This window comes from Flavobacterium sp., assembly GCF_027484705.1.
GTDB lineage: Bacteria > Bacteroidota > Bacteroidia > Flavobacteriales > Flavobacteriaceae > Flavobacterium.
The window spans coordinates 12,753-35,451 of the sequence record NZ_JAIXSL010000007.1 but is presented as its reverse complement, the minus strand read 5'-3'; the positions used below and the strand labels follow the sequence as shown (position 1 = coordinate 35,451).

The window sequence follows — 22,699 nt, the reverse complement described above, 5'->3', positions numbered from 1 at the left end:
CGCGTTGCGTCAACAAGAAAAACAAAACCGCTTTCGCAAAAAGCTTTCCACTGCCATCCGGGCTAGGGCATTGGGTTCCATAAAAAAACCGCAACATTACATTGCGGTTCTACTTTTTTAATGACAACTATTTTTTCTGTCCCGGCGGATATTGTGCCAAGATCTTGGTCACGAATTCTTTGATGTTTTCGTCTTTTTCATCCATGTTTTTCGTCAGATAGCCAATGCCTTCGCCTTGCCAGATGAGTTCTTTTTGTTTGGCATCAATGAGGTCAATCGTCAGAATGCCATCAGTTGATGAGGAAAGATTCGTGGTACTTCCCCAATACGGGCTCCAACCCATTCCCCAACCGTAGCCGTAACCCATGGAAAACTGACTGACGTTGACGTTTTTCTCCGCTTTCGCATTGATGTTGATCAGCAAATCCGGAGTGTCGCTTTTGGTGAATCCTTTGGCGAGCATCACTTCATCAATCGAGCGCAGGATTCTTTTCTTGTCGAGATCAGAAATCTCCACTTTATCGATGCCGGTTTTATAGTAGGCGTAAGTTTTATATTGCGAAAAATCGACTTTCTTGTCGTAATCGGTGTTGACATGCACGGAGCTACAGCCAGCCAACAGGAATAAAAGTACGGGTAGGATTTTTAGTGTTTTCATTTTGCAGATTTTTTTAATTTCAGGGCTAAAGCCATTCAAAATTAGTGAAATCGGCAAAACAAAAACCGTCTTTCTCAATAGTTTAACAGTTGAAAAACCAAAAAACTCAAACTAGGAAAATCAATCAACCCAATAACGCATCATCCACTTGATTTGGCAGCGTGACTTTGAGCAAAGGCTGCGTTTCCATCGCGCGTTTGATGGCGAAAATCGCACCTTCGTTTCTCGCCCAGCTTCTTCTAGAAATTCCGTTATTGACGTCCCAAAACAACATCGACTGCAAGCGTCTTGAAGCATCAGCAGAACCGTCGAGTACCATCCCAAAACCGCCATTAATCACTTCGCCCCAACCGACACCGCCTCCGTTGTGGATTGAAACCCAAGTGGCGCCGCGGAAGCTGTCGCCAATCACATTTTGTATCGCCATATCGGCCGTAAATCTCGAACCGTCATAAATATTGGAAGTCTCTCTGTAAGGTGAATCTGTTCCTGAAACGTCGTGATGGTCGCGGCCTAAAATGACATAACCAATCTCGCCTTTCGCAATCGCTTGGTTGAACGCTTCGGCAATTTTGACGCGACCTTCGGCATCGGCGTAGAGAATCCTCGCTTGGGAACCTACGACGAGTTTGTTTTCCTGCGCGCCTTTAATCCATTGGATGTTGTCCTGCATTTGTTGCTGGATTTCTGGTGGTGCGGTTCTCGCCATTTCCTCTAAAACAGCACAGGCAATCGCATCGGTTTTAGCTAAATCTTCTGGTTTCCCGGAAGCGCAAACCCAACGGAACGGCCCAAATCCGTAGTCGAAACACATCGGGCCCATAATGTCCTGCACATAACTCGGATAACGGAAATCGATGTGGTTTTCGGCCATGATATCGGCTCCGGCGCGCGAAGCTTCGAGTAGAAAGGCATTTCCGTAATCGAAGAAATAAGTGCCTTTTGCGGTGTGTTTGTTGATGGCTGTGGTATGTCGGCGTAAAGTTTCCTGCACTTTTTGTCTGAACAGTTCGGGGTTTTCTGCCATTAAAGTGTTGGCTTCGTCAAATGAAATTCCGACAGGATAATAACCGCCTGCCCAAGGATTGTGTAACGAAGTCTGGTCAGAACCCAAATCGATGTGGAGGTTTTCGGCGTCGAAACGTTCCCAAATATCGACGACATTGCCGAGATAAGCAATCGAAACTACTTCTTGGTTTTCAAGTGCTTTTTTGACACGCGGTACGAGTTCGTTAATATCTTCTATGACTTCATTAATCCAACCTTGCGAATGTCTGATATGTGTGATTTTTGGATTGACTTCGGCGCAAACGGTGACGCAACCCGCAATGTTTCCGGCTTTGGGTTGTGCGCCCGACATACCGCCCAAACCTGAAGTGACGAACAAGCCGCCTTTCGGGGATTTTTTTATTTTTCTGAAACCGTTTAAAACGGTAATCGTTGTTCCGTGTACGATGCCTTGCGGGCCGATGTACATATAACTTCCGGCAGTCATCTGCCCGTATTGCGAAACGCCCAAAGCATTGAATTTTTCCCAATCGTCTGGTTTTGAATAATTCGGAATCATCATACCGTTAGTGACAACCACTCTTGGGGCGTCTTTGTGTGATGGGAACAATCCCATCGGGTGGCCCGAATACATCGCGAGCGTTTGCTCTTCGGTCATTTCGGACAAGTATTGCATCGTCAAAAGGTATTGCGCCCAATTGGAGAACACAGCACCGTTGCCACCATAAGTAATCAATTCGTGCGGATGTTGTGCCACGGCATAATCTAAATTGTTTTGGATCATGAGCATAATGGCTTTTGCTTGTTCGCATTTTCCCGGGTATTCGGAAATCGGACGTGCGTATATTTTATAATCGGGACGAAAACGGTACATATAAATGCGTCCGTAGGTTTCGAGTTCGCTGGCAAATTCCGGCAGCAATTCGGCGTGGTGTTTCGCATCGAAATAGCGTAAGGCGTTGCGCAGTGCTAATTTTTTTTCTTCAGTTGAAAGGATTTCTTTGCGTTTCGGTGCGTGGTTGATCGTGGCATCGAAAGGTTTGGGTTGTGGCAAAACGGCTGGAATTCCTTGTTGTATTTGTTCTTGAAAAGTCATGTTCTTGAGTTGCTGAGTAACTGAGTTTAACTTTGTTCTATTCGCCTTTTCTAGGCTCGGGTCTGAGTGGCTAAGTTAAGGAGTTTTTTCTGGTTTATGAAAGGTTGCGTTAAGGATTGAAGCATTTGTTTGAGCTCTTTTTTGTGGCGCGGAGCGACGCAAAAAAAGCGAGTGCGAAAGCCTGACCCGCAGGGGAACGCCCCATTATTTTTTGATGTTGCCTGTTTTTTTATCGAATCCGTAAGGGCAGTGCCGGCAGCCGCTTTTGCAGCAATAGCCGCGCTTGAGATGGTACTTCTCGGTGAAACATCTGTAGCCTTCGGGCGTAAGGTAGAAATCTTCGCCTTCGGTTGGTTTATTTTCGTTATTTTCGTCGTTCATCACGTACAAAAATAGCAAGTTTAGCGCATGTTTTTAATTGTTTCTAAATATTTAATTCCGAAAGGGTATCGCGGCATGACGTTGTTTCCGTTTGTGTTTGTGCGGAATCACGAAGACCGCCACGACTTGGTGACGGTGAACCACGAACGCATTCATTTGCGGCAGCAGTTGGAGTTGCTCGTGCTTCCGTTTTTTGTTTGGTACGGATTGGATTTTTTGGTGAAACTGATTCGCTATCGCGACAAAAATAAAGCTTATAGGAATGTGATTTTTGAACGAGAAGCTTATGCAAATGAAAAAGACCTTGACTATCTAAAATCGAGAAGTTTTTGGAAGTTTTTGAAATCTTAACACGCTAAAATGAAAAGTTTTTCCTGGTTTTTATAGATGAACAACCGTTATTCTCGACGAGCGATGGAATATTGGTTTTTTTAGTAAAATCGGCTTTTTTTCTTAAAATTTATTTTTACTTTTATCGTCTAAAAATATGAAAATGAGAAAGTTTGCACTTTGTCCGATTGTGGTTTTACTATTGTTTGTTTCCCAAAATAATTTTGCGCAATTGTATGTTAGTAACAATTACGTGTATGTGGCCGATAAATATCTCTATGTAAAACAAGAGGTCAATATTCAGAATACAGGCGATATTTATTTGAGAAACCAATCGCAATTGTTGCAGGCCAAAACGGGAAGTTCGTCAAATGCCGGAGCTGGAAAATTGTCTGTTTTTCAGGAAGGAAGTGCGAATGCTTTCACTTACAATTACTGGTGTTCACCGGTTGGAAATTCTATAACGGCTTCGGGTAATGAAAGTTTCGGAATTACGATGTTGCATCAGCCTACATCAAATACTTCAAGTACACCGGCGGTCATGTTGCCCATGAGTTCTTACAATGGTATTTCGAATCCGCTGAGTATTTCTCAAGGCTGGATTTTCAAATTCCTGTCATCTGCGCTATATTCCCAATGGATAGGCGTTTACAGCGGCACATCCATTAACCCTGGAGAAGGATTTACAATGAAAGGCACCGGCGGTACGGATGCTACTTTTGCCGACGCAGGGGTCAATAACAATCCCGGAAGCAAACAGCGTTATGATTTCAGAGGAAGGCCGAATGATGGTGATATTACGATTAATGTTGCGGCCGGAAAACGAACCTTAACCGGAAATCCGTATCCTTCTGCGATTGATTTGAAAGCGTTCTTACTTTCAGCCACGAATTCTACAGGTGTCGCTTATTTCTGGGAACAAGACAAAACGGTCAATTCGCACAACCTGGTCGCTTATAAAGGCGGTTACGGGACTTATTCTCCGGTGGGTGGTTCGAATGTTGCGCCTTATGGCACGATGGGCGTATACACCCCAGCCGTATTTTATGCTTATGATGGTGCCGGAACCCAACTCGGAAGCGTAGGAAGCGGATCGAGTTATGAAAGACGTTTTTGTCCTATTGGGCAAGGTTTTATGCTCGAAGGTTCGAGTACCGGAACCGTAAGCATGAGCAATAATTTCAGGGTGTATCAAAAAGAAGGCGCGGCCAATTATTCGCAGTTTGAAAGACATTCTTCGGCAGCTCAGACATCGAATGCTGATGAATTCCTGCCTGAGATTCCTTCGGTTTCAGGGTTCGATTATACGACCGTAAGCACGAAACCAATTCCGCAAATCAAATTCAATACTTTGCTCGACAACCAGGCAATCCGTCAGGTTTCACTCGCGTTTCATCCTGCAGCTACTGATGGAGCTGATTTCGCTATGGACGCCAAATCGCCCGATACGGCGAGCGATACCGATATGTATTTTGTAGTTGACAATGCCGAATATGTCATTGATGTGATTGATTTTGATATCAGCAAAAGAATTCCGATTGGCTTTAAGAATGCCGTTCCTTCGAATTTCAGAATCAAAGTCGGCGAGATCATCAATTTTGACGGTACTTCAAATGTTTATTTGCACGACAAAAACAGCGATCTGTATTATGATATCGTCAATGGCGAGTATGAAATGAATTTGCCCGCTGGAGTCAACAACACGCAGTATGAAATCACTTTTGTGAATGCTGCTTTAGAGGTTCCGGTCTTGAATTCGGACAGTTTTGAAGTGTTGCAAAACAATGTTGCTCAAACTTTAACCGTTTTGAATCCTCACGCGATGGCCATCAAATCGGTCAGTTTGTATGATATCACCGGAAAGTTGATTTTTAATGAGATCAATATCGGTTCTAAAGATAGGTTTCAGTTTCCAACCTCAAACATAAGTGACGCAATGTATATTGTGAAAATTATCACCCAAAACAACCAGAACTTTGGCAAAAAAATCCAGGTTTATAACGGCCAATAACTTTGTTCTTGAATATTCCCAACCAACCGATTTCAGGATTTTCGGATGTTTCGTTGTCGATCAAACGTGAAGATTTAATTCATCCTTTTGTTTCGGGCAATAAATACCGGAAATTAAAATACAATCTGCTTCAGGCGAAAGCTGAAAACCAACAACAATTACTTACTTTCGGCGGGGCGTTCTCCAATCATATTGCGGCGGTTGCTGCGGCTGGAAAATTGAATCAATTCCAAACCATCGGCATCATTCGCGGCGATGAACTCGCTACAGCCATTGCTGAAAATCCTACTTTGCGTTTTGCGCAGGAATGCGGGATGCGTTTCGAATTTATTTCACGAGAACAATACAGCCACAAAACAGAAACTGCTTTTCTGAACGAACTCGAACAAAAATGGGGTTCGTTTTATCTGATTCCAGAAGGCGGAACCAACGCTTTGGCGGTCAATGGATGCGAAGAAATTTTAACCCAAACTGATGCGGATTTCGATTTTATTTGTTGTGCTGTCGGCACCGGTGGAACGATTTCAGGATTGATTAACAGCGCGCAAACACATCAGAAAGTTTTAGGATTTCCGGCGCTCAAAGGTGATTTTTTGAAAGAAGAAATTTGTAGCTTTGCCACGAACCAAAATTGGGATTTAATTTTAGATTATCATTTCGGTGGATATGCTAAGGTAAGCCCTGAATTGATTGCATTTATCAATGAATTTTATCTCAAGACTGATATTTCTTTAGATCCGATTTATACTGGAAAGATGGTTTTTGGCGTTATGGATTTAATACAAAAAGGTTATTTTCCAAAAGGTTCCAGAATTTTGATGATTCACACCGGCGGATTGCAAGGCATTGAAGGCATGAACATCAAACTGAAAAAGAAAAAATCACCATTACTGATTACCCAAAATGATTAAAAAGGTATTGCTTTTTGTTTTCATGGTCGCGCTGATAAGCTGCAATAGTTCGCAGACTGTGGTTCGGACGACCAAACCTACCTACAGGAAACCTGCGCCACGAGTAGCCACGACTACAAAAAAGACCACTTCGGTTAAACAAGCACCGACCAAAGCTGCAACTTCAAAAACGACGGCTTCAAAAAAGTCACCATCCAAAACGCCCTCTTCAAAACCAGTTGCCGTTAAAAGCATTCCTCAAAAAACAACTCCGGTTGCAGTAGCTCCAAAAAAGATTGAAGAACCGCCGGTAAAAGAAACCGCAACAACCGTAGAAATAAAAAAAATCGAAGAGAAATACGAGGCCGCTAAAGAAGAAAACAAATCGAACGCGACAGAAACCGTTTATTCCAAAACGGAAATTTTAGAAGCTACGACACGCGTTAAAGTGACTACTGCGATGGTATTAGACTACATAGCAACGTACCGCGAAATCGCCAAAAGCAATATGCGCCAGTTCGGTATTCCGGCGAGTATTATTTTGGGTCAGGGGATATTGGAATCCGGTGCAGGGACCGGTCCGCTGAGTATTTTGGCCAACAACCATTTCGGAATCAAATGCCACAAAGACTGGAACGGACCAAGCATCAAATATGACGATGACGAGGAACAGGAATGTTTCAGGAAGTACGACCAATCGATGCAATCGTTTCAGGATCATTCACAGTTTTTAATTGGCAGAACTTGGTATGCACCTTTATTTCAATTGGAAAAGGACGACTATAAGCAATGGGCGCGAGGTTTGAAAAACGCGGGTTATGCGACCGATCCGAAATATCCCGAAAAGCTCATAGCGATTATCGAACGCTATCAACTTAATCAATATGATGCGGAAGTTTTGGGTAAACCATTTACGGCTACGAATTTCAGCAATCAACTTACTCCAAGTGCTGATTTATATCAGGTCAGCCAAGGCGATACGTTATATTCCATTTCCAAAAAATTCAACATTTCCATTGACGACCTCAAACGGAAAAACAACCTGCAGGACAATGCACTATCGGTCGGCCAAAATATTAAAGTGAAATAAAACATGTTATACCAAAGAAGTAGTCAGCTGTTTGCTGAAGCGGAACAAGTGATTCCCGGTGGTGTCAATTCTCCTGTGCGCGCATTCAAGGCGGTAGGAGGAACGCCTATTTTTATCAAAAGCGCCAAAGGGGCTTATTTGTTTGATGAGGACGGAAACCGTTATATCGATTACATCAATTCCTGGGGGCCGATGATTTTAGGTCATGCTTATGCTCCTGTAGTGGAATCGGTTATTGAAAGAACCAAATTGGGAACTTCCTTCGGAACACCAACAGCACTCGAAACAGAAATTGCGAGTTTGGCGATTTCGATGGTGCCGAACATTGAGAAAATACGTTTCGTCAATTCAGGAACGGAAGCTTGTATGAGCGCGATCCGTTTGGCCAGAGGATTCACCAAAAAAGATAAAATCATCAAGTTCGCGGGTTGTTATCACGGACATTCGGATTCGTTTTTAATTCAGGCCGGAAGCGGGGCCAGTACCTTCGGAACACCCAATAGTCCGGGCGTTACTGCCGGAACTGCAAAAGATACTTTACTGGCGCGTTATAATGATTTGGAGAATGTCGCCCAATTGATTGCTGCCAATCCTAATGAAATTGCCGCGATTATTATTGAACCTGTTGCGGGAAACATGGGTTGTGTGCCGCCTCAAAAAGGATTTTTAGAAGGATTAAGGGTGCTTTGTTCGGAAAACGACATCTTGCTGATCTTTGATGAAGTCATGACCGGATTCAGGCTGGCTAAAGGTGGCGTTCAGGAGTTGTATAATATTAAAGCCGACATCGTCACTTTCGGTAAAGTCATTGGTGGCGGATTGCCCGTCGGAGCTTTTGCCGCACGCGCTGAAATCATGAACCATCTTGCGCCACTCGGACCGGTTTATCAAGCGGGAACTTTATCGGGAAATCCGTTGGCTATGGCTGCAGGTTTGGCGATGTTGAAAGGCATCAATGAAGACGCTGGACTATTCAAAAGACTCGAGGAGAAAACCGCTTATTTAGAAAATGGCATCAGGGAAATTCTCTCTGAATCTAAGGTTGATTTTACAATCAATCGGCTAGGTTCCATGATTTCTGTGCATTTTGATGCGGCTCCAGTAACTGATTTCCAAAGTGCTGCTAAAGGTGATAATGCTACCTTTAAAAAATTCTTCCACGGATTATTAGACGAAGGAATTTATATAGCGCCATCGGCTTATGAAACTTGGTTTATCACAGATGCGTTAACCTATGAAGATTTAGACCATACACTTGCTGCCATTCGTAAAGTGGCACAAACTTTATAAAAATAAAAAGCCCACTAAACAGTGGGCTTTTTTTGTGATTTTAAAATTTTAGTGCGTTACTTTTTTCAATAACTCAGGATATTTCATCAAAGTTTCACGTTGCTCTTTGTTTAAGCCCGTTAGAAGTTTACGCTCATAACCCTCACGCGCATGTTCTTTTTGTTCCGGAGTTAAAGCGGCATCATTCAGTGCATCATGTTTCATCACCATCAGCGTCGTTAAGTCTTTTTTCAAATTTTCAGACATGGTTACTTTAGCACTTAAAGCAGCGATATCTTTTTGTGCTGCTTCTTGACTAGAAACTTTTTTATCTTGTGCATTAACACTTACCGTGAAGGCTAATAGCATAGTGACGATAGCAATAATTTTTTTCATAATTTGTGTTTGATTAAAAATAGAAACCAAATCTAATTTTTATTTTCGAAACCTCAAAATTTGTTGGCTTAATTATTCTTCGGATTTTTTATCCTTTCTTTTTTCCATGCGGTTTTTCATTTTCTCCATGTTGTCTTTTTTGATGGTTTCCCATTTTTCGAATTGCTCCGGAGTCAACACTTTCTGGATTCTGGCTTTTAAAGCTTTCTGTTCGTCAAGTCTTTGGTTCTCACGGGCAAATCTTTCGTCGGCGGTAGGTTTGGTCCCTTTTTCTTTATTGGCCATGCGCTCCGTTTTCATTTTTTCCCGCTTCTCGGTTTGTTCGGCAATGATTTTTCCGATTTCTTTTTGTTGGGACTCATTCAGGTTGAGATCCATCGTCAGTCGTTTGAGTTGCAACTGGTTTCTTTGTTCGGGCGAAAGACGTTCTCTTTCAGCGCCTTTTCCGGCTTCTTTTTTTTCTTCTTGTGCATAAGTTGAGATTCCTACAACCAATAACACCATTAACGCTAGTTTTTTCATAAGGATAGATTTTTTTAAAATGTGCTGCTATGACAATCGGATTCGAAGATAGTTTAAATCGGATGTAAATTTATTCCACTTTAACAAAATAAAAACAGTTTCTATTTCGTAAATTCGCTTCGTGAAAAAAGCCATTATCATCATAGCATTGTCCGTATTTCTAAAACCGGTTTTCCCGGTCATAGAATACATTGTCAACTATGATTACATCGCCAAAACACTTTGCGTCAACAAGGCTAAACCAAAAATGCATTGCAACGGAAAATGCCATTTGATGAAAGAACTCGCCAAAGCTGCAGAAGCCGAAAAACCCATGTCGCCCGACAAGAAAGACAATGCCAAACATCCGATAGAAGAACTTTTTTTTCAGGATATAAAATCATTGGTAGCTGAAGCATTTGTTACAAGAACCCAACGAACTGCCTCAAACTATTACTCGAATCTCTACTGTTACAAGTTAAACCATTCGGTTTTCCATCCGCCCATTTTTATTGCTTAATGTTTTATTGTGAGGAACAAAGCCTGTCTTTCGTTCCGTATCGTTCATTCAATCAAAACCAATAGTTGAATGAACCGGGCAAACTTGCCCAAACTGTTTGAAAATATACTTTTTCAAGCACGATTTTTCTATAAACATTAATGAATAAAAAATATAAAAATGAAATTTCAATTTAAAACCATTATCGCTGCTTTAGCGATCGCTTTCTCATTCGCTTCCTGTTCAAACGACGACAACGACGCAACAAACACCATTACTGGCGAAGGATCCATCGGTCTCGAATTCGACAACGTTTTTGGAAGCGCAAATCTTATCCTTAACACACAAGTAAACACAACTTCTGAAGGCGAAAATTTAAAGATTTCTGATGCCAAATATATCGTGAGCAACATCGTATTGACCAAAGAAGACGGCACAACTTATACCGTACCCAAAAGCGAAAGCTATTTCATTATTGATGAATCAGATGAGGCCAGCCAAACCATTGAATTAACCAATGTTCCAGCTGGAAACTACACCAAAGTGAAATTCGGAATCGGAGTAGATCAGGAACAATTTAACTTAGGCGCAACAGGACAAGGCGACTTCTTAACTTTAGCCCAAGACAAAGGCATGATGTGGTCCTGGAGTGCCGGATACAAATTCGTAAAATTCGAAGGCATGTTCACATCAGCAACCGTGGCCACCGACACCGAATTTATGGTACACACCGGACAAACAGGAACGGATTATAACTATACCGAAATCACGCTCAATTTGCCGGAACAAGCTACGGTAAGAACCACAATTACGCCAGACGTTCACATTTTTGCCGACGTAGCCAAAATCATCGATGGCACCAACAAAGTAAAACTCACCGACAACAACATGGGTGGCATGGGTGCGATGATTATGGGTGGCGCTAATTTGCCATTAATTACAGCCAATCTTTCTGGAATGTTTACGGTTAATCACGTGCATAACGATTAATTTAATCAGAAGCTAATCCAGCTATACATTACAAGTCCTCACACTTACGCCAACCCTTGTAAAGCAAAAGCCAGCTTCCGTTGGTCGCTGTCTTTCGCCAACAAGGGTAAGGCATAAGTGCTCCGGGCTTTTCATTGCTATCTGGGCTAAAAATTTCAGTCATGAAAAAAATACTCTGTTTTATAGCAGCACTTTCCTTGCTTTGGAGTTGCTCCAACGACGATTCTGAAGACTATCAAAACCTGCCTATCGACTATCGCGTTCCCAGCAATTTTCCACCTTTGGCTTACGATTTATCAAACAATCCGCTCACCGAAAAAGGATTTGAACTCGGAAAAAAATTATTCTACGATGGTCGCCTGGCGTCAGACGGAATTGTTTCCTGCGGTTTTTGCCACATCCAGCAAGATGCTTTCACGCATCACGGTCATTCGGTGAGTCATGGTGTAGGCGATGCGATCGGAACCCGAAACACGCCGCCGATTCAGAACTTAGCGTACCAAACCGCTTTCATGTGGGACGGCGCGACAACCCATCTCGATTTGCAACCGATTATTCCATTTACCAGTCCGATCGAAATGAATGGCAATTTTACCAACGCCATCAACATGATGAAAAACGATGTCGGATACCAAAGGCTATACAAATTGGCTTTTGCGGACGGACAAATCAATTCCGAAAACATGCTCAAAGCATTGGGACAATTTATGGTGATGGCCACCTCGAGCAATTCGCGTTTTGATAAGTATCGCCGAAACGAATCCGGCGGTGATTTGTCAACAGACGAATTGGACGGTTATGCCATTTTCAACCAAAAATGCGCTTCATGTCATGCCACGGATATTTTTACGGATAACTCGTTTCGCAACAATGGTTTGCCAATCAATCCAGCAGTCAATGATATCGGTCGCTTTAGGGTTACCCAATTAGAACAAGACCGTTACAAATTTAAAGTGCCGAGCTTGCGCAACATCGAAAAGACTGCGCCTTATATGCATGACGGACGGTTTTACACTTTAGATGCTGTGCTGAATCATTATAGTTCTGGAGTTGCCAATACACAAAATTTAGATGCGAGTTTGAATGCCAATGGTGTGCTCGGAATTCCATTAACCGTTACTGAAAAAACCAAACTTGTTGCTTTCTTAAAAACATTAACCGATAATGAGTTTTTGACCCATCCAAAACTTGCAGAATATTAAAAGATGAAAAAATATTTATTAATCTTTCTATTGGCTTTCCAATTCGGATATGCTACAGAAAAAGACAGTTTGGTTAGAAAAAATCCATTTTTAAAATACCATTTCATGATTGAAGAAGACGATGACTGCGACGCCTGTGGTTGTTCCGCGAGTGGTGGCAGCATGGGTTTCGCTTCGATGCTCAATGCGAATTTTGTAGGCATCCGTTATTTCAACCAGCAATACAAAAGTTCCGATGGCCTGTACAGCAATTCGCCATGGTACGACGAGAACTTTAATACGGTTCAGGTTTGGGTTAGAATTCCAGTTTTCAAGAATATCCAGCTTTCGGTGTTGTTGCCTTATCATTTCCATTCTAGAGATACCAAAACAGGGAAACAAGACATTCAAGGTTTGGGCGATGCCACGGTTTTAGCCATGTATCGTTTGTATCAAACCCATAAAGACAGTACGGTTTTAGTGCATACTTTACAGCTTGGCGGCGGCGTCAAAGCACCTTCGGGAAAGTTTAACGACACCAATTCAGGGAGTTTAAATCCGAGTTTTCAAGTCGGCACTGGTAGTTGGGATTACATTTTGGCTTCGGAATACACCGTAAAAAGGAAGCAATTCGGTTTCAATACGATGCTCAATTATATCGTGAAATCTGAAAACCAGAAGTTTTATCGTTTTGGGAACCAGTTCAATTACGCAGGCACTTTTTTCTATTTGTATGAAAAAGAGCGTTTTTCACTCGCGCCACAACTCGGTTTTGCGGGCGAAGTTTACGGCAGCAATCACCAACGAAAACAAAAACTCGAAAACACTTCGGGCGATATTCTTTTCAGCAAACTCGGCGTTGAAATGGGTAAAGGTAAGTTCTCGTTTGGTATCAATACGATGCTTCCCATTCATCAAAATCTTTCCGGCGGCAATGTCGAGGCGCAATACCGTTGGTCGGTCAATTTGAATTACGGTTTGTAAATTTTGTTTATATTAGCTTCATAACCAAAACAAAACAAAATATGGAAACCTTAGAAAATTCAAATCCAAAGCCTTTATCGGTCAAGGAATGGCTCAAAACTTTATTGCTGTTGGCGATTCCTGTCGTTGGAATTGTTTTACTTTTTGTGTATGCTTTCGGCAGCAACGAAAATCCAAACCGTCAGAACTGGGCAAAAGCCTATCTGATTTTGGCGGGAATTGTACTGGCTTTGGTCATTTTCTGCTTCATTCTTTTCGGATCTATTTTTGCGGCTACGATGGCGGCTAATAGTTGATTTACAGCATACCAAATAAAAAAGGAACCCAATTCGGGTTCCTTTTTTTATGTAATAAATTTTGAATATTATCCGATCAGTTCCACAGTTTTCTTCTCGCCATCAACAACGACTTTAACCAAACCGTGTTTTGACAAGCCTTTCATTGCGGCATCCCATTTTTTGCCGCTGAGTTCTGACTTGGCTTTGAGCGCGGACAAATCCATGCTGTTGTCGTTCGTTTTTAAAAGCGCAACTACTAATTTTTCTTCATCTTCTAGTTCGATCTGAACTTGCTTTTTCTCCGGACGCATTTGCGGGAAGAACAACACTTCCTGGATCGAACTGTTGTTGGTTAAATACATCATCAAACGATCCATTCCGATGCCTAAGCCTGAAGTTGGAGGCATTCCATATTCTAAAGCGCGTAAGAAATCCTCGTCGATCAAACCGTTGGCTTCGTCATCGCCTTTTTCAGACAGCATGATTTGGTGTTCAAAACGTTCGCGCTGATCGATCGGGTCGTTGAGTTCCGAATACGCATTGGCGACTTCTTTTCCGCAAACCATAAGTTCGAAACGTTCGGTGAGTTCCGGATTGTCGCGGTGTTGTTTGCACAAAGGCGACATTTCTTTCGGATAATCAGTAATGAAAGTAGGTTGAATGTAATTGCCTTCGCATTTCGCGCCGAAAATTTCATCGATGAGTTTTCCTTTGCCCATTGTCGCATCGACTTCGATTCCCATACCTTTGGCGGCTTCGTATAATTCGGCTTCGGTTTTTCCTGAGATATCGAAACCGGTGAAATGTTTGATGGAATCGGTCATCGTCACGCGGGCGTACGGTGCTTTAAAATTTACTTGGTGTTCGCCGAAAGTCACTTCTGTAGTTCCGTTGACGGCGATGGCGCAATGCTCCAGTAAATTTTCCGTGAAAGTCATCATCCAGTTATAGTCTTTGTAGGCTACGTAGATTTCCATCGCGGTGAATTCCGGGTTGTGCGTTCGGTCCATGCCTTCGTTGCGGAAGTTTTTCGAGAATTCGTAAACGCCTTCAAAACCACCGACGATCAATCTTTTGAGATACAATTCGTTTGCGATTCTCATATACAAAGGAATGTCGAGCGAGTTGTGGTGCGTAATAAACGGACGTGCCGCAGCGCCACCAGGAATAGGTTGCAACACCGGAGTTTCGACTTCTAAATAGCCTTTGTCATTAAAAAAAGAGCGCATCGCATTGAACAGTTTGGTTCTTTTGATAAACGTTTCTTTGACGTGGTCGTTGACGGTTAAATCAACGTAGCGGCGTCGGTATCTTTGTTCGGCATCGGCAAAAGCGTCGTGGGCTTTTCCATCAGCGTCGATTTTTACTACTGGTAATGGTTTTAGTGCTTTGGATAAAACGGTCAATCCGTAAATATGAACGGAGATTTCTCCTACTTGTGTTTTGAAAACGGTGCCGCGAACGCCAATGAAATCACCGATGTCAAGCAGTTTTTTGAACACTACATTATACATGGTTTTTTCTTCGTCGTCAGAAATGTCATCGCGGGAAACATAAACCTGAATTCGGCCTTCAGAATCTTTGAGTTCGGCGAACGAGGCTTTGCCCATGATGCGTTTTCCCATCAGCCGGCCTGCGAGTACGACTTCTTTTCCTTCGTACTGCTCGAAATTATCGAGAATGTCTTTAGAATAGGCGGTGGTGACGAATTCCTGCGCAGGATAAGGTTCGATGCCTAGGTTGCGCAATTCGGTAAGGGCTTCGCGGCGTAATATTTCTTGTTCGGATAAGGCCATTTCTTTGTGATTTTAAGACTGCAAATGTAGGTATAAGTTGGAAAGTTACAAAGGTGTCGTTTGGGAAAGTTTCAATCGTGATTTGTGATGAAAAAGTTCAGGAATTAGCCCCGATAGCAGCGGTATCCTTTTGCGGCGGCGTTCGACGCGAAAGATTTAGCGGATAGCGGGACAAGTGTTCTGATGAAGACAGATTGGCTGCTCCTAAAATAAAAATAAACTTCACATGGATTTAGTTTGTAAATTTGCGCTTCATTAGTATAGTATGAATAAAACGATCCAGCTTCAGGATTTGGGCTTGCGCGATTATAAGGAAACCTGGGATTATCAGGAAACAATTTTTAAGGACATTGTTGATCTGAAAATCCGGAACCGTCGTGAGGAAACCGATCTCGAAACGCCGAACCATTTTTTGTTTGTCGAGCATCCGCATGTGTATACGCTTGGAAAAAGTGGCGATGCATCGAACATGCTTTTGAATGAGAAACAGCTTGAGGCGAAAGGCGCGACGTTTTATAAGATCAACCGCGGTGGTGATATTACGTATCATGGGCCCGGACAGATTGTGGGTTATCCGATTTTGGATTTGGAAAATTTCTTTACCGATATTCATAAATATTTACGCTTTTTGGAGGAAGCCATCATTCTTACTTTAAAGGATTATGGTTTGGAATCTGCGAGAAGTGAAGGGGAAACCGGTGTTTGGCTTGATGTCGGAACGCCGTTTGCGCGCAAAATTTGTGCGATGGGCGTGCGGGCGTCGCGTTGGGTGACAATGCATGGTTTTGCTTTGAATGTGAATGTTGATCTGGGGTATTTTGATAATATCATTCCGTGTGGCATTCGCGGGAAAGCGGTGACTTCACTAAATGTAGAGCTTGGCGTTGCTAAAATTGATGAAGCGCAAGTGAAAGAAAGAATCCTGCGTCATTTTGCGGATTTGTTCGAATGTACTTTTGTTCCTGAAACGCAATCTTCTAAGGTCTTATAGCCTTAAAATCTTACAGTCTTACAATCTAAAACTCCAATTCCAATTGTTCGGGTAATAATCGAAAACTCATCCGATGGTATTTCGTCGTGCCGTATTTTCTGATCGCTTCACGGTGTTCGGGCGTCGGGTAGCCTTTGTTTTTTTTCCAGTTATACATCGGGAATTCTTCGTGAATTTTGTCCATGTATTCATCGCGATAAGTCTTGGCTAATATCGAAGCGGCGGCAATACTTAAGTATTTCGAATCGCCTTTGATGATGCAACTGTACGGGATGTTGTTTAAAGGTTTGAATCGGTTTCCGTCTACTATAATATATTCAGGGGTCGGGTTTAGTTTTAAAATGGATTCCTGCATGGCTTTTATGGAAGCATTGAGGATGTTGATTTCGTCAATGATTTTTGGTTCCAAATGAGTCACTGCGTAACAAACGGCCTGCGATTCTATAATGGGTTTGAGTTTAAATCGGTTTTTTTCCGACAATTGTTTGGAGTCGTTAAGCAATTCGTTTTGGAAATCGATGGGTAATATCACTGCTGCTGCGGTTACCGGTCCGGCAAGACAGCCCCGACCGGCTTCATCGGTTCCGGTTTCGAGTGCAAAAGCAGAATGGTTGGGCGAGAGCATTTTATTTTTATTAAAAATATAAGAAAGCAGACAAAACTAATGATTTAATTGAGTGATAATAGGCTTATTTCGTATAAAATAAATAATTCTCTATCGTTTTTAACACGGTTGTAAAAATATATTAGGAATTTATATTTGTTTATTTAAGAATTAATTAAGAAGTTTGCGGGATATCTAACTCAAACATAATTTATATGAGATCGAAGTTCAAATGGATTTTTGCGCTATGCATAGCGTTATCAATGCAGTTTGCTTTTGCACAGGAGAAAACTGTTACTGGGGTTGTTTCTGATGAAACAGGACCGCTTCCAGGTGCCAATGTTATTATTAAAAGCACCAAAAAGGGAACCCAAACCGACGTTGATGGAAAATATTCTATAAAAGCAAAAGCTGGAGATGTTCTGGTTTTCTCTTTTATCGGGATGAAAGACGCATCAGCAACTGTAGGGGCTTCCAATACGGTTAATATGGCGATGAAGTCAGGAGGTGAGGAATTAAGTGAAGTCGTAGTAACCAGCCAAGGTATTAAGAAAGAGAAAAAAGCACTTGGTTATGCTGTGACAACAATTAAAGCTGAGGATTTTGCGTCGAAACCTTCTACGGATGTCGTGAGAGCTTTGACCGGAAAAGCACCTGGAGTGAACATCCAACAAACGAGTGGTTTGTCAGGTTCAGGAACTAATATCATCATTCGTGGATATTCTTCCATTACGGGCAGTAACCAACCATTATTTGTGGTGGATGGAGTTCCTTTTAATTCGGACACAAACTCTGACGGAAATTTTGTTCAAGGTGCTACAAATGCATCTAGCAGATTTTTGGATCTAGACCCTAATAATATTGAGTCGATAAGTATCCTCAAAGGATTGAGCGCTACTACGCTTTATGGTTCTGCAGGTAGAAGTGGAGTAGTTTTAGTGACTACTAAATCTGGAAAAGCTGGTGCTACGAATCAAAAGATGGCGGTAAATTTTTCCCAATCGATGTACATGACTCAAATTTCTTCCCTTCCGGAATATCAAAACCACTATGGTGGAGGATTTGACAATAACTATGGTCCGTTTTTCTCAAACTGGGGGCCAAGTTTTGATACAAGGGGTTCTCAAGGAATTAGTGCAGAAGGCACTGTTCCTCATCCCTATGCATTTTATGGTCCCGAGGTGTTTCCTCAATTTTTCCACGATGAAAATGGGAATACAGTAGCCAACCAGATTCCTTATACATCACATAATAATGTGAGACCTTTTTTTAGAACAGGAATTGTAACGACAACTTCTGTTAACATTGGTGGAAGTTCTGAAACGACATCTTATAATTTAAATGTTGGAAATTCAAGAGATGAAGGATTTATTGAAAACAATTTATACAAACGTTTAAATTTAAGTGCGGGAGGTTCTACCAAACTTGCCAACGGATTTACGTTGAGCTCCGTTATGAATTATGTACGTACCGATAAATCTGCACCTCCAACAGCTGCAGGTTTCGGATCTAACGCGGCCTATCCTTCAGTATTTGCGAATATTTTTTATACACCAAGAAGTATAGATTTGTTTAATTTGCCATACGAAAATCCTAAAGATCGCTCTTCAGTTTATTACAGACCAGCAGGAGATATTCCTAATCCTAGATGGACTTTGAAAAATTCAAGTGATGATGAAGCAGTTAGAAGATTTTTTGGAAATTTTACAGCCAGTTATCAAATTAATGATTGGTCTTCGGTGTCATACAGATTGTCTTTGGATAACTACATTCAAAACAAGAAGTTTTATATCAATAAAGGTAATGGACAACCGGATGATAATGATGGATACATGCAGACATCAGTTAGAGAAAACACAATATTTGACCATACTGTAAGTTATAATTTTGATACCAAAATAGACAAAGACGGTATTTGGAATTTGGACGGTACTGTTGGTTTTAATCCAAGACAAGAATCTAAAAACTTCTTTACAACCTTAAGTACATTACAAGTGTTGTACGGGCTTAATCAGCATAATAATTTTGAAAAGCATGATTCTGCATCTAGTGTTGAAAGCTTCAATATTATTGGATTGTATGCTAGTGCTACTATTGGATTTAAAAAATATTTATATTTAAACCTTCAAGGTAGAAATGATTATTTTTCTTCTTTGCAACCTGATAACAGATCGTTGTTCTATCCTTCTGCTTCATTATCATTTGTGCCAACAGATGCTTTCTCATATTTGAAAGGCAGTGCTGTTAATTTTCTTAAGCTAAGATTAGGTTACGGATCTTCTGCAGGTTTTCCTGATCCGTATCAGACAGAGATTGGTTTAGGTGTGAATTCTAATGCATTCTTGTCAAATGATGGACAAGTAGTGAATACAATAGCTCCAACAGTTGGCAGACAATTAGGTAATAAGGCGTTGAAGCCAGAATTGGTTAAAGAATTAGAATTTGGTCTTGAAGGTAAGTTCTTTGATAACCGAATAGGAGTGGATTTATCGCTTTACAGCAAGCTATCAACAGACTTAATCATCGATAGACAATTAGATCCATCAACAGGTTATACTAGTATTGCTGATAACATCGCTGAAGTAAGTAATAAAGGAATCGAACTTGGATTAAACTTCTCCATTATACGTTCAGAAACTGACGGATTCACTTGGGACGGTTCCATTCAATACACCAAAAACAAAAATATCGTAGAAAGTTTAGGTGGTACTGTGGGACAAATTGGAATTGCAGGTTTTACTAATTTGGGGAATTTTGCAATACCAGGTCAGCCGTATGGTGTTATCGTAGGTAGTTCAATTGCTCGTGATGTCAATGGAAATTATATTGTTGGGGATAATGGAAATTACGTCAGCAATGATGATACTAGTACAGCTAATCCGTACAGAATTATTGGAGATCCTAATGCAGAGTGGAGATCGACCCTTTCTAATGAAATCGGATACAAGAATTTGACTTTAAGCTTTCAATTGGAGTATCAGAAAGGTGGCGATGTATATTCCACAACTGCAGCTTCGTTGTTGTCAAGAGGGTCAACAAAAGACACGGATTACGACAGAACAGGAACTGTTGTATTACCTGGTGTCAATCAAAGTGGAAACATCAATACGACTCAAATCAGCTATACGCAATATGGGTTTGATAATTCTGGATTGCGAATCCGTGAGCAAGGAATTTATGATGCTACTAATTTAAGATTAAGAGAAATATCTTTGTCTTATTCCTTGCCAAAAAAATACTTAGAGAAAACACCTTTTGGTAAAATATCAATTTCGTTTATTGGGCAAAATTTATGGTTTAAGGCGTTCAATTTCCCTAAATATATCAATTTTGATCCTGAAGTTATGAGTTTAGGTGTTGGTAACGGACAGGGCTTTGATTATTTAACAGGGCCTTCTTCTAAGAGATTTGGTTTTAACTTTAACTTATCATTTTAAATTATGAAAAATATTTATTATAAACTATTTATTTTTTCAACAATACTCTTTTTTAGTAGTTGTGAAACGATAGATTTGGATCAGACGAGAGATGACAGTCAGGCTAGCCCGGACTTGTATAACCCTTACTTTGCATTCAACTATATCCAGCTTGAGTTGGCTGATTTTGTTGATTCTGGAAATTCATTTACACAAGCCGTTACAAGACAAATGGCAATGACTGGTGGGGATACTTACCAAAATGCATTTGAACCCGTAAATTTTGATGGCAACTGGACCACTGCTTACGGTATTTTAAATGCCATTAAAGTAGTAGAGGCTAAAGCACCTAATGAAAAATTTATTTTAGGGTCTTCAAAAGTGATTAAAGCTTATGTTTTAATGTCCTTAGTGGATCTTTATGGCGATGTACCGCTTTCGGAAGCTTTAGACCCTAGTATTCTTAATCCTAAATTTGATTCAGGTGTTGATGTATACAAAAAAGCTATTGCATCGCTCGATGAAGGACTCGCTATTTTAGGAGGTGATACAGGTCCTACTACTAACGTCATTGATTTGTATTACAATAAAGACAAGGCAAAATGGATTACTTTGGCAAAAACGCTAAAATTGAAACTGTACAATACTGCGCGTTTGGCAGGGAGTGACTTAGGCGTTGATATTGCGCAAGAGATTTCAGCAATCATTACAGCTGGTGATATTATTGATACTCCAACTGAAGATTTCGCTTTTAAATATGGTACCAACAGAAATGTACCGAACTCCAGACACCCTTTGTACAATGACCAGTACGAATTAGGAGGAGGTGCTTATATTGGTAATTACATGATTTGGGCCATGACCATTGAAAAAGGCAAGGGCGCTGATTTATTTTTTGATCCAAGATCGCTTTTTTATTTTTGGAGACAAGGCCCAATCCCTATAAATGATACAAATGCAATTCCCGGTAGAACAAGACCTACGCATTACAACAACAATGAATACAATTCTTTTTTTGATTCCGATAACATTCGTACGCCTTATACAATTTCAAATTGGATAGGCACGGCAACGATACCTACTGGTGGTTATTTAGGTCGTGATCATGGAAATAGTACAGGTATTCCGCCCGATTTAGATACCCGTGCAGTGGCCGGTCTTTATCCTATTGGTGGTAAATTTGAATATAATACTGGTAAAACGGGTTCTGTTCAGCATAGTGGGACTGATGGAGCCTTAGGTGCTGGTATTATGCCAATGTTATTGTCATCATATGTTCAATTTATGAAAGCTGAGGCTATTTTGAAATTAGGAATTAGTGGTAATGCAAAGACAGAGCTGTTAGGAGCTATTGAAAAGTCAATTGATAAAGTTACTACTTTTCCTTTGGGTACTGGTAATAATACTCCTTTGACACCGACAAATCTTACTAATATCGCTACTAAGAAAGCTAATTATCTTACTTTTATATCAACAGAGTATGATGCGCTTGTTAATGATGATCAAAGATTAGAACTTATTATGAAAGAGTATTATCTCGCTGCTTGGGGTAATGGTATTGAGGTATATAACAACTACAGAAGAACAGGGTATCCAAGCAATTTTCAGCCAACTTTAGAGCTGAATTCTGGGCCATTTTACAATGCGGCACTCTATCCTGCAAATGCTGTAAGCAATAACCCAAATACTCCAACAAACAATAGAACGAGAAGGGTTTTTTGGGATAAAGCAGCACTAGATTTACACTAATCAAAAAATTATTACAATGAAAAAAATATTTTTTTTACCATTAATTGTTACCTTTTTAACTTTTTTATCTTGTGAGCGGGATGAGAGTTTAACACCTACACCAGTTTTAGTTAATGGTGCGTTTGTGAGATTGGACATAACATCTAAAGTGATGAATTATGCCGATCCGGCTACTGTTTTCGCCGGCAATCTGACAGCTCCAGGGGGTAATGTATCCAAATATAATTTATATGTCAGAAGAACCGATGTCACTTCGGGGAATTCTTTTGGAGGATTTAAGTTGATAGGACAACCTATTACGACCTTTCCAGCGCGTCTTGTGATTACTCGAGAAGATATTGCGGCAGCTTTAAATATGAATGTAAGTGATTTTAATGCTGGTGATGAGTTCCGTTTTTACGGAGAATCTTTCGATCTCAATGGAGTTCGTTTTGATTATTCTAATTTATCAACTGCGATACGTTCTAATCTACAATATTACAAACAAGCTTTTAGATTTAGAACCTCAATAGTGTCACAAGTTTTGTATACTCCAGGTGAAATAAGTGTGTATGACAGTTATACAACTCAATAAATAAATA

The 22,699-nt window shown here is 40.9% G+C and carries 21 protein-coding genes; 14 read left to right on the top strand and 7 right to left on the bottom strand.

Features of this window, described 5'->3' with window-relative positions:
• Positions 1–127: 127 nt before the first annotated feature.
• The 3 genes from Q0058_RS02215 to Q0058_RS02205 form a co-directional block, all read right to left on the bottom strand.
• Entirely contained in the window at positions 128–658 is a 531-nt protein-coding gene (locus Q0058_RS02215) for a DUF4136 domain-containing protein (RefSeq protein ID WP_298221103.1), read from the bottom strand.
• 124 nt (positions 659–782) lie between these two features.
• Positions 783–2,762 carry a urocanate hydratase gene (locus tag Q0058_RS02210; protein ID WP_298221102.1) on the bottom strand — a complete coding sequence of 660 codons (1,980 nt, stop codon included), beginning with the start codon at positions 2,760–2,762 and terminating at the stop codon, positions 783–785.
• A 204-nt stretch (positions 2,763–2,966) separates the two neighbouring features.
• Complete coding sequence (locus Q0058_RS02205) at positions 2,967–3,143, bottom strand: DUF5522 domain-containing protein (protein ID WP_298221101.1); 177 nt, start codon at positions 3,141–3,143, stop codon at positions 2,967–2,969.
• Positions 3,144–3,170: 27 nt separating this feature from the next.
• On the opposite strand from Q0058_RS02205, the gene Q0058_RS02200 reads away from it, so the two are divergent.
• The 5 genes from Q0058_RS02200 (at position 3,171) to hemL (ending at position 8,754) form a co-directional block, all read left to right on the top strand.
• Positions 3,171–3,494, top strand: coding sequence for a hypothetical protein (locus tag Q0058_RS02200; protein WP_298221100.1), 324 nt, complete (start codon positions 3,171–3,173; stop codon positions 3,492–3,494).
• Between the two features lie 142 nt (positions 3,495–3,636).
• Positions 3,637–5,484, top strand: a complete 1,848-nt coding sequence (locus tag Q0058_RS02195) for a T9SS type A sorting domain-containing protein (RefSeq protein ID WP_298221099.1) — start codon at positions 3,637–3,639, stop codon at positions 5,482–5,484.
• Between the two features lie 8 nt (positions 5,485–5,492).
• Positions 5,493–6,395, top strand: coding sequence for a pyridoxal-phosphate dependent enzyme (locus Q0058_RS02190; RefSeq protein ID WP_298221098.1), 903 nt, complete (start codon positions 5,493–5,495; stop codon positions 6,393–6,395).
• Positions 6,388–7,464, top strand: a complete 1,077-nt coding sequence (locus tag Q0058_RS02185; protein ID WP_298221097.1) for a glucosaminidase domain-containing protein — start codon at positions 6,388–6,390, stop codon at positions 7,462–7,464. The genes Q0058_RS02190 and Q0058_RS02185 overlap by 8 nt, the downstream gene beginning before the upstream one ends.
• A 3-nt stretch (positions 7,465–7,467) precedes the next feature.
• Positions 7,468–8,754 carry a glutamate-1-semialdehyde 2,1-aminomutase gene (hemL, locus tag Q0058_RS02180; protein ID WP_298221096.1) on the top strand — a complete coding sequence of 429 codons (1,287 nt, stop codon included), beginning with the start codon at positions 7,468–7,470 and terminating at the stop codon, positions 8,752–8,754.
• Between the two features lie 48 nt (positions 8,755–8,802).
• Here hemL and Q0058_RS02175 read toward each other — a convergent pair whose 3' ends face one another.
• Both Q0058_RS02175 and Q0058_RS02170 read right to left on the bottom strand, forming a co-directional pair.
• Positions 8,803–9,129, bottom strand: coding sequence for a hypothetical protein (locus tag Q0058_RS02175; protein WP_298221095.1), 327 nt, complete (start codon positions 9,127–9,129; stop codon positions 8,803–8,805).
• Positions 9,130–9,201: 72 nt separating this feature from the next.
• Positions 9,202–9,651: a hypothetical protein gene (locus Q0058_RS02170; protein ID WP_298221094.1), complete on the bottom strand. Its 450-nt coding sequence runs from the start codon at positions 9,649–9,651 to the stop codon at positions 9,202–9,204.
• A gap of 121 nt (positions 9,652–9,772) precedes the next feature.
• Here Q0058_RS02170 and Q0058_RS02165 point away from each other — a divergent pair, with 121 nt between their 5' ends.
• The 5 genes from Q0058_RS02165 (at position 9,773) to Q0058_RS02145 (ending at position 13,580) form a co-directional block, all read left to right on the top strand.
• Complete coding sequence (locus Q0058_RS02165; RefSeq protein WP_298221093.1) at positions 9,773–10,150, top strand: hypothetical protein; 378 nt, start codon at positions 9,773–9,775, stop codon at positions 10,148–10,150.
• A 159-nt stretch (positions 10,151–10,309) separates the two neighbouring features.
• Positions 10,310–11,119: an MbnP family protein gene (locus Q0058_RS02160; protein WP_298221092.1), complete on the top strand. Its 810-nt coding sequence runs from the start codon at positions 10,310–10,312 to the stop codon at positions 11,117–11,119.
• Positions 11,120–11,280: 161 nt separating this feature from the next.
• Positions 11,281–12,321 carry a cytochrome c peroxidase gene (locus Q0058_RS02155; protein ID WP_298221091.1) on the top strand — a complete coding sequence of 347 codons (1,041 nt, stop codon included), beginning with the start codon at positions 11,281–11,283 and terminating at the stop codon, positions 12,319–12,321.
• A 3-nt stretch (positions 12,322–12,324) separates the two neighbouring features.
• Positions 12,325–13,284, top strand: a complete 960-nt coding sequence (locus tag Q0058_RS02150; RefSeq protein WP_298221090.1) for a transporter — start codon at positions 12,325–12,327, stop codon at positions 13,282–13,284.
• Between the two features lie 41 nt (positions 13,285–13,325).
• The gene (locus tag Q0058_RS02145; protein ID WP_298221089.1) at positions 13,326–13,580 is read left to right on the top strand and encodes a hypothetical protein; all 255 of its coding nucleotides are present in this window, start codon (positions 13,326–13,328) and stop codon (positions 13,578–13,580) included.
• A 68-nt stretch (positions 13,581–13,648) separates the two neighbouring features.
• On the opposite strand, the gene lysS is transcribed toward Q0058_RS02145, so the two are convergent.
• Positions 13,649–15,358 carry a lysine--tRNA ligase gene (lysS, locus tag Q0058_RS02140; RefSeq protein ID WP_298221088.1) on the bottom strand — a complete coding sequence of 570 codons (1,710 nt, stop codon included), beginning with the start codon at positions 15,356–15,358 and terminating at the stop codon, positions 13,649–13,651.
• Between the two features lie 265 nt (positions 15,359–15,623).
• Between lysS and lipB the strand changes: the two genes are divergently transcribed.
• A complete protein-coding gene (gene lipB / locus Q0058_RS02135; protein WP_298221087.1) occupies positions 15,624–16,349 on the top strand; it encodes a lipoyl(octanoyl) transferase LipB in 726 nt (241 codons plus the stop codon).
• Between the two features lie 25 nt (positions 16,350–16,374).
• Here lipB and Q0058_RS02130 read toward each other — a convergent pair whose 3' ends face one another.
• Positions 16,375–16,974, bottom strand: coding sequence for a ribonuclease HII (locus Q0058_RS02130; RefSeq protein WP_298221086.1), 600 nt, complete (start codon positions 16,972–16,974; stop codon positions 16,375–16,377).
• Positions 16,975–17,168: 194 nt separating this feature from the next.
• On the opposite strand from Q0058_RS02130, the gene Q0058_RS02125 reads away from it, so the two are divergent.
• Genes Q0058_RS02125 through Q0058_RS02115 form a run of 3 tightly spaced genes read left to right on the top strand, consistent with a single transcriptional unit; the run spans position 17,169 to position 22,692 of the window.
• Positions 17,169–20,390 carry a SusC/RagA family TonB-linked outer membrane protein gene (locus tag Q0058_RS02125; protein WP_298221085.1) on the top strand — a complete coding sequence of 1,074 codons (3,222 nt, stop codon included), beginning with the start codon at positions 17,169–17,171 and terminating at the stop codon, positions 20,388–20,390.
• A 3-nt stretch (positions 20,391–20,393) separates the two neighbouring features.
• Entirely contained in the window at positions 20,394–22,118 is a 1,725-nt protein-coding gene (locus tag Q0058_RS02120; RefSeq protein WP_298221084.1) for a SusD/RagB family nutrient-binding outer membrane lipoprotein, read from the top strand.
• Positions 22,119–22,134: 16 nt separating this feature from the next.
• The gene (locus Q0058_RS02115; protein WP_298221083.1) at positions 22,135–22,692 is read left to right on the top strand and encodes a hypothetical protein; all 558 of its coding nucleotides are present in this window, start codon (positions 22,135–22,137) and stop codon (positions 22,690–22,692) included.
• Positions 22,693–22,699: the final 7 nt, after the last annotated feature.

What these genes read in the sequence shown, in the direction of transcription:
- Q0058_RS02215 (WP_298221103.1), bottom strand. Translation starts at nt 658, where the DNA reads ATGAAAACACTAAAAATCCTACCCGTACTTTTATTCCTGTTGGCTGGC.
- Q0058_RS02210 (WP_298221102.1), bottom strand. Translation starts at nt 2,762, where the DNA reads ATGACTTTTCAAGAACAAATACAACAAGGAATTCCAGCCGTTTTGCCA.
- Q0058_RS02205 (WP_298221101.1), bottom strand. Translation starts at nt 3,143, where the DNA reads ATGAACGACGAAAATAACGAAAATAAACCAACCGAAGGCGAAGATTTC.
- Q0058_RS02200 (WP_298221100.1), top strand. Translation starts at nt 3,171, where the DNA reads ATGTTTTTAATTGTTTCTAAATATTTAATTCCGAAAGGGTATCGCGGC.
- Q0058_RS02195 (WP_298221099.1), top strand. Translation starts at nt 3,637, where the DNA reads ATGAGAAAGTTTGCACTTTGTCCGATTGTGGTTTTACTATTGTTTGTT.
- Q0058_RS02185 (WP_298221097.1), top strand. Translation starts at nt 6,388, where the DNA reads ATGATTAAAAAGGTATTGCTTTTTGTTTTCATGGTCGCGCTGATAAGC.
- hemL (WP_298221096.1), top strand. Translation starts at nt 7,468, where the DNA reads ATGTTATACCAAAGAAGTAGTCAGCTGTTTGCTGAAGCGGAACAAGTG.
- Q0058_RS02175 (WP_298221095.1), bottom strand. Translation starts at nt 9,129, where the DNA reads ATGAAAAAAATTATTGCTATCGTCACTATGCTATTAGCCTTCACGGTA.
- Q0058_RS02170 (WP_298221094.1), bottom strand. Translation starts at nt 9,651, where the DNA reads ATGAAAAAACTAGCGTTAATGGTGTTATTGGTTGTAGGAATCTCAACT.
- Q0058_RS02160 (WP_298221092.1), top strand. Translation starts at nt 10,310, where the DNA reads ATGAAATTTCAATTTAAAACCATTATCGCTGCTTTAGCGATCGCTTTC.
- Q0058_RS02155 (WP_298221091.1), top strand. Translation starts at nt 11,281, where the DNA reads ATGAAAAAAATACTCTGTTTTATAGCAGCACTTTCCTTGCTTTGGAGT.
- Q0058_RS02150 (WP_298221090.1), top strand. Translation starts at nt 12,325, where the DNA reads ATGAAAAAATATTTATTAATCTTTCTATTGGCTTTCCAATTCGGATAT.
- Q0058_RS02145 (WP_298221089.1), top strand. Translation starts at nt 13,326, where the DNA reads ATGGAAACCTTAGAAAATTCAAATCCAAAGCCTTTATCGGTCAAGGAA.
- lysS (WP_298221088.1), bottom strand. Translation starts at nt 15,358, where the DNA reads ATGGCCTTATCCGAACAAGAAATATTACGCCGCGAAGCCCTTACCGAA.
- lipB (WP_298221087.1), top strand. Translation starts at nt 15,624, where the DNA reads ATGAATAAAACGATCCAGCTTCAGGATTTGGGCTTGCGCGATTATAAG.
- Q0058_RS02130 (WP_298221086.1), bottom strand. Translation starts at nt 16,974, where the DNA reads ATGCTCTCGCCCAACCATTCTGCTTTTGCACTCGAAACCGGAACCGAT.
- Q0058_RS02125 (WP_298221085.1), top strand. Translation starts at nt 17,169, where the DNA reads ATGAGATCGAAGTTCAAATGGATTTTTGCGCTATGCATAGCGTTATCA.
- Q0058_RS02120 (WP_298221084.1), top strand. Translation starts at nt 20,394, where the DNA reads ATGAAAAATATTTATTATAAACTATTTATTTTTTCAACAATACTCTTT.
- Q0058_RS02115 (WP_298221083.1), top strand. Translation starts at nt 22,135, where the DNA reads ATGAAAAAAATATTTTTTTTACCATTAATTGTTACCTTTTTAACTTTT.